Here is an 8,007-nt window from a genome sequence, read left to right as displayed (position 1 = left end):
GTTTATCCCAATGCTCAGGTTCAGCTGTGTATCGTGCATATGGTGCGTTACTCCATGAAGTTTGTACCATGGACGGATAAGAAGGCCGTAGCGGCTGATTTAAAGGCCATCTATGGCGCTGATACGCTTGAGATGGCAGAGGCCAATCTTGAGCACTTTGATGAGGTGTGGGGCGAGAAATACCCGCACGTGGTTAAGTCTTGGCGCAATAACTGGGAGGGCTTAACGGTGTTCTTTAATTACCCTAAAGACATCAGAAAAGCCATCTATACCACCAATGCGATAGAGTCGCTAAACAGTGTGATTCGGACAGCGGTGAATAAGCGTAAGGTGTTCCCCTCTGATCAGGCAGCATTTAAAGTGGTCTATTTAGCAACTCAGCAGGCATCCAAAAAGTGGTCTATGCCCATTCGTAACTGGACGTCTGCTTTAAATCGCTTTATGATTATGTTTGATGATCGTATTAGTAAGCATTTAATCTAAATGGCAGTTACACAGAGTTTGGGATGGTCTCACTTAGGGGCTTCTAAGGTCGAGAGATAGCCAAGATCAGGCATCTTTTCGCCTGTCCTGGCTATCTCTGACCCAACAACCGCTAGGACGCTAGCTTACCGTCAATCTGTCATAGTTAGTTATCATCGTGATTTCTGCGATTGTCTAAAAACTCTTGCTCTTCTTTAGTCAAAGCCTTACCTAGTCTTTGTTTCTGCTTAACAAGGTCTAAAAAAATATTGTCCATGTAGCCGTTCTTGGGATTGTTGCCGTACTCTTGAAGGTTTTTGATAGAGTTTAAAATAGACATTTTGCACCCCTTTTGATTATTTGATTTCTAAGTGTGGCGCTTGTGAGCGTCTTATCCGCTGCTCTACGTGCTTCTGTGCGTCCTTGCCCCAATTGGTAGCTCTTGATGATACTTGTTTGAGCTGTAGCTCTCTGAAGTCCTCATCTTCACCCATCAACCTTGCATTCAACTCTACCAGCTCTAACCAATTTAAAGTGCCTTGTGTTGGGTGTCCTGACTTGATTTTGTCGCTCATGGTATCTCTCCTTATTATTACTTTTCGCTTATGTGAGTACGTTCACTGTAAACTATTAGTACCTGTAGAAAACTATAGTTCCATGCCCTTATCATTATCTCGCACAATACGAACTTGCTGTTGTTGAGGGGTCTTTTGGGGTTCTGTCTGCTTCCTGTATTCCTTAATATCTTGCTGACCTTGCTTTGCTTCTTGCACGATTTGCGGTTCGTTCTTGGCTATCCAGTCTTTGGCTTGCTGCTCACGTTTACCCTTGTCTTGAAACTCTTTAACACTTATCTGATGTTCTAGGTTTCGCAATATCGTCCGTTTTTCTAGCTTCAGCTTTTCCCACTTGCTTTGACTGGTCATCATAGGTTTTTTTGCGTCATCATATGCCTTTTGATGCTGGGCTAGTTCTGTCCTTAGAGGTTTAAGATTGACGTTCTCAAACTGGCGTTCAATGTCGGCAAGCCTTTTGTCATAAGCATTTACAGCCTGCTCACCTTTTACGGCTTGGGTGTATAACTCTTTAATTCCTTGTTTGGCTTCTAGCTGGCGTTGATGTTCAGCAATTCTTCTATCCGCTTGGTTGATTGCTCCAGTCGATGCGTTAATAGCTCGTTCTGCGCCCTCAATTCCTTGTTGACTGTCATTAACTCTCTCGTTGACTTGTCCAGCTCTTTTAGCTGCCCAAGCTGTGTTGTATGCTGCGCTTTCAGTAAGTTTAATTGTTCTTTCAATTCTGTCTCTAGCTCTGTCATTGCTTTGTTCTCGCTGCTCTTTTAGGTCTTGTATGCTCTTATCGAGAACCGCTACTTGGTTCATCGTACGGTTATATTCCTTAACCATACGATTGTAGTTGCCCTTGTCGGTAGCAATACCCTTACGTTCCATCGCTGACGCTTCCCAACCTAGTTTTTGTGTGGGTAGCTGGTCAAGTCCTCGCTCTGCGTGGCTTCTGTGGTCTATCGTTACAGGAATATTGCGTTCTTTCATGTAGTCGTTAGTTAAGTCCGCCCATTGCTTGCGGATCAGCTTCAGCTCGTCCCTAGCAGTGGGTAGGTTACGCTCTTTGAGCTGGGTATTACTCATTTCTAGCTGTGATTTGCTAGTGAGGGCTATGCGTCCACTCTCTAGCCGTTCCAGTTTGCGAGTAGTCAGCATGATATGGGCGTGGTGGTTGCGGTTATCGCCCTCTGCATCAGGCAAATGAACCGCCACATCAACCGCCACACCGTATTTATTGGCTAAATCCTTAGCGAAGTCATTCACTAACTCACTACGGCAGCTTTCGTCTAGCTCATACGGCAAGTTAACAACAATCTCTCTTGCCGTTCTGCTGTTCTTACGTGTTTCGGTTGTCTCGGCTAAGTTCCAAAGCTCCGCCCTATCAATCTGTAAATTATTAGGGGTGTGTAGTTGAGTAAACACTACGCCACTTCTTTTAGTGTAGTCGTGTTCTTTGCCGGTGCGTTCATCTTTGATAGCAATACCGGCACGATAAGCAATAGACGCAGTGGCGGTTCTTCCGCTACTGCGTGATACTGGCTTAGTCGATAGATGATAAATTGCCATAGTTATCTAATTGAAATTATATTCAGCTCTTTTTGTAAAGTTTCCCAGACACTTACAAGTGCTTCCTTTCCGAAAGAAAATCTTTGAGGGCTAATATCGCCTAAAAAATTTATTTCAATGTAGCGAACCTCTTCCTCTTCGTTATCTTTTATGAGAACTAAAGATACTACATTTGTTAAATTGATAATTTGGTTATCTATATTTATAAATTTCATCTTAATAGACCTGTTTATTTTTTTGGGGGTCAAGGGGGTGTCCCCTTTGCGAATTATGAAAACTTGCTATACTGTAACGTAGTGGAATGTTAGCATAGTTTTCGTAAGTTCGCACTTAGTCAGTGGGACTTAAACATTGCGTATTAAAAATTCTATTAATTAATAAGTGTGAACTATGGAAAATATAATAAAACTTCCAAGCTTTGGTGATATTTTAAATGCATCTATTCAGCTCATGAAGTCTGACTTAGCAGCAAAGAAGCCTATAACTATGACTGCTTTTCAAAAATATGTTGATGAAAAAGTTGATATAACTGATGAACAAAAAAGCTTAGAATTCTTGAGTAATTTTGATATTGAGTATGATGAGGAGTCAATGAGTGGTTGCTATGATGAGCTAGGCAATCTTGCTATTACTATCTTGGACTCTTTTGGATTAATTAAAAACTCATGCTTTAACTTAGTATCTAATTATGATTATAAGACCCTAGAATTTTTGAATATTAATGAAACTATTACGCCTAAAATATTTGATGAAATAGATACGGATAACAGGTTTTGTCTTTGGCTTATAGGATTGGAAATGAATAACTATATTCAGACAGAATTTGATGAAAGGTGTCTAGGTGATACCAATAGAGTCAGGGGTTATCTTTTTAAAGAGTATGAGAGGCTAAACCAAGCAGCCTACGGAGAAGATTTAGATCCATTGCTAACTCATATTATTGCTAAGTGTACTAGTATTTTAGATGTAATTATCGGTAATAACAAAAACTCACTTAATGAATATTCTACAAGTGTTTCAAGGGCTGACATACTTAATACGATCAACCAATTAACTCCATTAAAGTTTGAAAAATTTGTATTACTACTTTTATCAAATGTACTCAAACAAGAAAATATAAGAGCAGACGTTTCATATCAGCATACAGGCCAGACAGCAGATGGGGGCATTGATGGCACGGTGATAGTCAACACGAGACTTAAAGGCAGCCAAGAATATTGTATTCAATGTAAGCTTTATTCAAAAAATATTGGTGTGAAGCCGATACGTGAGTTTTTAGGTACTTTATCGCATTACAGAAACTATCATCAAGGTTACTTTGTGACTAACGCTAACTTTTCTAAAGCAGGAAAAGATTTTGCTGCTGACAAGGCCAATATAGTTCTTATTGGCGGTGAAGACTTAGTTGATTTAATGATTGAATACGAAATTGGTGTGGAGAGAAAAAATATCGAGCCGCTCTTGCAAATGAATGCTAGTTTTTTCAAAAGTATATGATATGTCGATTTATAAAATGTTATTTATAACAAGGGTTTAGTTCTACTGGAACACCCCTGATCGTAAGGTAGTAAACCATGAAAAGATAGCTCCTCAATCTTAAACGAGGAAGATCTCATGGAAAATTCGAAAATATTTTGTATAGCTTTTTATTTTGCACTCATCAATGATGCAACTGATGTGATACCTAAAATATTTATATTCATAAATATTCTGGGCATTATCTAGTTTGCCACCTTAAAACTCAAACCAAAGGACTTGTAATGAGTACCACTATTAAAAAATTAGAACAGAAGCGACAAGAAGCATTAGACAAAGCCAATCGAATGAAAGAACAGATTGATAAGGCGTTGAATGGTCAAAAATTTGTCCTTGGGGGTATGCTTATGGCTATTGCTGAAAATGAACCTGACCGAATACCACAAATTTTAGCTGATATTGATAAATATGTGACTAGAAAAGCTGATATTAGCCGTTTAGAGGGCTTTAAAGCCGAAATAGGTAGTAAGGTGGCAAAAAGTAGCAATCAAAGTGATATGAGCTAAAATAGAGCTATTTACGATACTAATAATCATTGAGTAACAATTATTAGTATCGTTACTTTAATCATCATCGTCGTCATCGTAATATTTATTATCTTCTATACTACCGCTTCCACCACATTGCCAACACGGTTGTTGATTATCCATATTGTTCTGTATAAGACCTATACCGCAACATACATCACATTCTTTTGTAGACATAAACTTACCTCACTAAATTTAGTGTAAAAATTGATGTTACTATTCAATTGGCGATGTTTCAAGGAAGAGTATTGGGTAGTGTTTTCCAGCTTTTTCCTTTTGTTTTTTTAAGTAGTTATCAACAACCAAAAATGCTTTTAATGCTTTTAATGCTTTTAACAGCTTTTAAGTCCTCTGTATCTATTGGTATTAAAGGGTTATAACCTCCATTCGAATACGTTTACTTACCCATTCGAATACGTTTACTTACCCATTCGAATACGTTTACTTACCCATTCGAATACGTTTACTTACCATTCAAATACTTGAATAAAAGTGTACTTAAAGATACAATTAAATAAACGTATTCGAACATGGAAGTTATTATGGCTAAATCTAATTTAGTAGTAAAAACCAACTATCTAAACACCGTACTACAAAATCTAAAACTATCAGAAATACGCATTGTGCAACTGGCGGTTGTAGATGCTAGAGAAACTGGTACGGGGTTGAGTGCAGAGATACCACTTCGTATTGATGCCAAAAGATATGCTGAAGTTTTTAATACCACTCGTCAGAACGGCTATCTAATGATGAAGGACGCTGAAGATACATTATTCAACAGACGTTTTAGCTATATTGATGATGAAGGCAAGCTAGTTAAATCTCGCTGGTTATCTCAAGTTAGATATTTAGATGACGAAGGAGCGATTGAGGTTGTGTTTACTCCAGCCGTAGTAAAAGGTATTACTCGGATTGATGGGGCTGAAGAGTTTTTTACTAAATATTTACTAGAACAAACGGCTGCAATGGATAGTAATTATTCAGTAAGGCTTTATGAGCTGCTGGTTCAATGGAAACAAGCCAAAAAAACACCTGTATTTGAATTGGAGAAATTCAGAGGGCAGTTAGGGCTAGAGTTTGACGAATATCAAACCATGAGCAATTTCAAAAAGAGGGTTTTAAACCTTGCTGTTGAAGAGATAAATGAAAAATCAGACCTTAATATTAGTTACACTCAAAAGAAGAAGGGTCGTAAGATTATAGGTTTTAGTTTTATTGTTTTAGAGAAGACAAAACCAAAAGAAGTACGTGTTGAGCGTAACTCTGACAATGGCGATATGTTTATGGTTGAAGGGTTGAGTGATAAGCAGTTGGGGCGTATTGCACGCAACAAGCAGTTTATGGCAGATTACAATCACTTGGTTAGCTCGACCAGTCCAGCAGGGCAAACAGAACAAGGATGGGAGTTTGAGATGATAAATCGTCTTAAGCGCGACCCGTCGAAATTCACAAAGCGTCCAATACGTGATTACTTAGACTGTTGAGGTCGAGAGATAGCCAAGATAAAATATAAATTACTGTGAATTGGAGTAATTATCTTGCCAATTGTTGAAAATATTTTTGATGGCATCGTAGTTGAATGGGATAGCAAAAAAGCTGAATTAGTTATTAAAGAACATGGCGTAAGCTTCGATGAGGCTTTAACCGTTTTGTTATACGATGATAATGCTCTTACTAATGAAGATGTTAGGGGTTATGATGGTGAACAGCGATTTATTACTATTGGGGTAAGTTCTTACGGTCGCCTGCTTTATGTGGCATGGACTTTAAGAGATATTCGTTATAGGTTAATCTCTGCTCGTAAAGCAAACAGACATGAACAAAAGGGGTATCAAAATGCTTAAAGAATTTAACTTCTCTACTGCTAAAAAAGCTTCTGAAGTACCTGCTTTGCAGCGGTTAAAAAAAGCTCATCAAAGAAGCACACAAGCCGAAGATAGGCTGCTCGATGATGATGTAATTGATTGGTTGTCAAACCAAGATATAAGCACTAGAAAGACGGTTAATGCTCGGATAAGGGAGATTATGGCTGATAGTCATACTTAGGGGGGAGTTTCCCAAACTTTGTGTAACTGCTTATAATCCACTAACTGGAGAATAAGCAATGACTACTCAATCTGACATTAAAAAACTAGCCGAGCAAATGGCTGGTAGCATGAACAGCTTTGATGACATCAAAGACTTCCAAAAGCAGCTCATGCAATCCTTTATCGATACTGCCTTAGAGGCTGAAATGGAAGACCATCTCGGCTATCCCAAGCATGAAAAGGCGGATAAACCTAATAAGCGTAACGGGCACACTAAAAAGACCGTCCGCAGTGATACAGGCGATCTTGAAATCTCTACCCCAAGAGACCGTGATAGCAGCTTTGAGCCTGTACTCGTTAGTAAGCATCAAACCCGTATCTCAGGTCTCGATGACAAGATCATATTCCTTTACGCCAAGGGTCAAACCACCACTGAGATCGTAGAGAGCATTAAAGAGCTCTACGATGTCGACATCTCAAGCTCTCTTGTCTCAAGAGTCACCGATAACATATTAGAGGACATCACCGCTTGGCAGAACCGGCCGCTGAGCAGTGTTTATCCTATCGTCTACTTAGACTGCATTGTCGTTAAAGTACGTCAAGACAAGCAGATCATCAACAAGGCTATATACCTGGCACTAGGCGTGGGACTTGATGGTAGAAAAGAGCTGCTTGGCATGTGGTTATCAGAGAATGAAGGCGCTAAGTTCTGGCTTGGTGTTCTCACTGAGCTACAAAACCGCGGGGTACAAGACATCTTAATCGCTTGTGTCGATGGTTTAAAGGGCTTCCCTGATGCCATTAACACGGTTTATCCCAATGCTCAGGTTCAGCTGTGTATCGTGCATATGGTGCGTTACTCCATGAAGTTTGTACCATGGACGGATAAGAAGGCCGTAGCGGCTGATTTAAAGGCCATCTATGGCGCTGATACGCTTGAGATGGCAGAGGCCAATCTTGAGCACTTTGATGAGGTGTGGGGCGAGAAATACCCGCACGTGGTTAAGTCTTGGCGCAATAACTGGGAGGGCTTAACGGTGTTCTTTAATTACCCTAAAGACATCAGAAAAGCCATCTATACCACCAATGCGATAGAGTCGCTAAACAGTGTGATTCGGACAGCGGTGAATAAGCGTAAGGTGTTCCCCTCTGATCAGGCAGCATTTAAAGTGGTCTATTTAGCAACTCAGCAGGCATCCAAAAAGTGGTCTATGCCCATTCGTAACTGGACGTCTGCTTTAAATCGCTTTATGATTATGTTTGATGATCGTATTAGTAAGCATTTAATCTAAATGGCAGTTACACAGAGTTTGGGATGGTCTC

The 8,007-nt window shown here is 39.6% G+C and carries 11 protein-coding genes; 7 read left to right on the top strand and 4 right to left on the bottom strand.

All coding sequences use genetic code 11. The features are described 5' to 3' along the window. Positions 1–483 (top strand): IS256 family transposase (locus tag W293_RS0106175; RefSeq protein ID WP_025651597.1); only part of this gene is annotated, 483 nt, incomplete at its 5' end. 145 nt (positions 484–628) lie between these two features. Here the strand turns inward: W293_RS0106175 and W293_RS17225 are convergent. From W293_RS17225 to W293_RS0106155, 4 genes are all read right to left on the bottom strand, one after another. Next, positions 629–802 (bottom strand): hypothetical protein, encoded by a 174-nt coding sequence (locus W293_RS17225; RefSeq protein WP_156915589.1) that lies wholly within the window; start codon positions 800–802, stop codon positions 629–631. A 16-nt stretch (positions 803–818) separates the two neighbouring features. Next, the gene (locus W293_RS0106165; RefSeq protein WP_025651596.1) at positions 819–1,037 is read right to left on the bottom strand and encodes a hypothetical protein; all 219 of its coding nucleotides are present in this window, start codon (positions 1,035–1,037) and stop codon (positions 819–821) included. A gap of 72 nt (positions 1,038–1,109) precedes the next feature. Continuing rightward, complete coding sequence (gene mobQ / locus W293_RS16720; RefSeq protein WP_025651595.1) at positions 1,110–2,594, bottom strand: MobQ family relaxase; 1,485 nt, start codon at positions 2,592–2,594, stop codon at positions 1,110–1,112. 2 nt (positions 2,595–2,596) lie between these two features. Next, positions 2,597–2,809 (bottom strand): hypothetical protein, encoded by a 213-nt coding sequence (locus tag W293_RS0106155; protein WP_025651594.1) that lies wholly within the window; start codon positions 2,807–2,809, stop codon positions 2,597–2,599. Between the two features lie 175 nt (positions 2,810–2,984). Here W293_RS0106155 and W293_RS16715 point away from each other — a divergent pair, with 175 nt between their 5' ends. The 6 genes from W293_RS16715 (at position 2,985) to W293_RS0106120 (ending at position 7,976) form a co-directional block, all read left to right on the top strand. Further along, positions 2,985–4,091: a restriction endonuclease gene (locus W293_RS16715; RefSeq protein WP_025651593.1), complete on the top strand. Its 1,107-nt coding sequence runs from the start codon at positions 2,985–2,987 to the stop codon at positions 4,089–4,091. Positions 4,092–4,354: 263 nt separating this feature from the next. Beyond that, positions 4,355–4,636 (top strand): hypothetical protein, encoded by a 282-nt coding sequence (locus W293_RS0106140; RefSeq protein WP_025651592.1) that lies wholly within the window; start codon positions 4,355–4,357, stop codon positions 4,634–4,636. A gap of 563 nt (positions 4,637–5,199) precedes the next feature. Beyond that, positions 5,200–6,141 carry a replication initiation protein RepM gene (gene repM / locus W293_RS0106135; RefSeq protein ID WP_025651591.1) on the top strand — a complete coding sequence of 314 codons (942 nt, stop codon included), beginning with the start codon at positions 5,200–5,202 and terminating at the stop codon, positions 6,139–6,141. A 54-nt stretch (positions 6,142–6,195) separates the two neighbouring features. Continuing rightward, positions 6,196–6,501, top strand: coding sequence for a BrnT family toxin (locus tag W293_RS0106130; protein ID WP_198015426.1), 306 nt, complete (start codon positions 6,196–6,198; stop codon positions 6,499–6,501). Then, positions 6,494–6,703: a hypothetical protein gene (locus tag W293_RS0106125; RefSeq protein WP_025651589.1), complete on the top strand. Its 210-nt coding sequence runs from the start codon at positions 6,494–6,496 to the stop codon at positions 6,701–6,703. Before W293_RS0106130 ends, W293_RS0106125 begins: the two co-directional genes overlap by 8 nt. A 58-nt stretch (positions 6,704–6,761) precedes the next feature. After that, positions 6,762–7,976 carry an IS256 family transposase gene (locus W293_RS0106120; protein ID WP_025651588.1) on the top strand — a complete coding sequence of 405 codons (1,215 nt, stop codon included), beginning with the start codon at positions 6,762–6,764 and terminating at the stop codon, positions 7,974–7,976. Positions 7,977–8,007 lie beyond the last annotated feature (31 nt).

The sequence above is a fragment of the Psychrobacter sp. TB67 genome, assembly GCF_000511065.1.
Classification (GTDB): Bacteria; Pseudomonadota; Gammaproteobacteria; order Pseudomonadales; family Moraxellaceae; genus Psychrobacter; species Psychrobacter okhotskensis.
The sequence above is the reverse complement of the archived record's forward strand: the minus strand, read 5'-3'. Positions and strand labels throughout refer to the sequence as shown.

Coding starts and splice junctions, on each gene's coding strand:
- W293_RS0106155 (WP_025651594.1), bottom strand. CDS start 2,809: ATGAAATTTATAAATATAGATAACCAAATTATCAATTTAACAAATGTA.
- W293_RS0106120 (WP_025651588.1), top strand. CDS start 6,762: ATGACTACTCAATCTGACATTAAAAAACTAGCCGAGCAAATGGCTGGT.
- W293_RS0106125 (WP_025651589.1), top strand. CDS start 6,494: ATGCTTAAAGAATTTAACTTCTCTACTGCTAAAAAAGCTTCTGAAGTA.
- repM (WP_025651591.1), top strand. CDS start 5,200: ATGGCTAAATCTAATTTAGTAGTAAAAACCAACTATCTAAACACCGTA.
- W293_RS16715 (WP_025651593.1), top strand. CDS start 2,985: ATGGAAAATATAATAAAACTTCCAAGCTTTGGTGATATTTTAAATGCA.
- W293_RS17225 (WP_156915589.1), bottom strand. CDS start 802: ATGTCTATTTTAAACTCTATCAAAAACCTTCAAGAGTACGGCAACAAT.
- mobQ (WP_025651595.1), bottom strand. CDS start 2,594: ATGGCAATTTATCATCTATCGACTAAGCCAGTATCACGCAGTAGCGGA.
- W293_RS0106140 (WP_025651592.1), top strand. CDS start 4,355: ATGAGTACCACTATTAAAAAATTAGAACAGAAGCGACAAGAAGCATTA.
- W293_RS0106165 (WP_025651596.1), bottom strand. CDS start 1,037: ATGAGCGACAAAATCAAGTCAGGACACCCAACACAAGGCACTTTAAAT.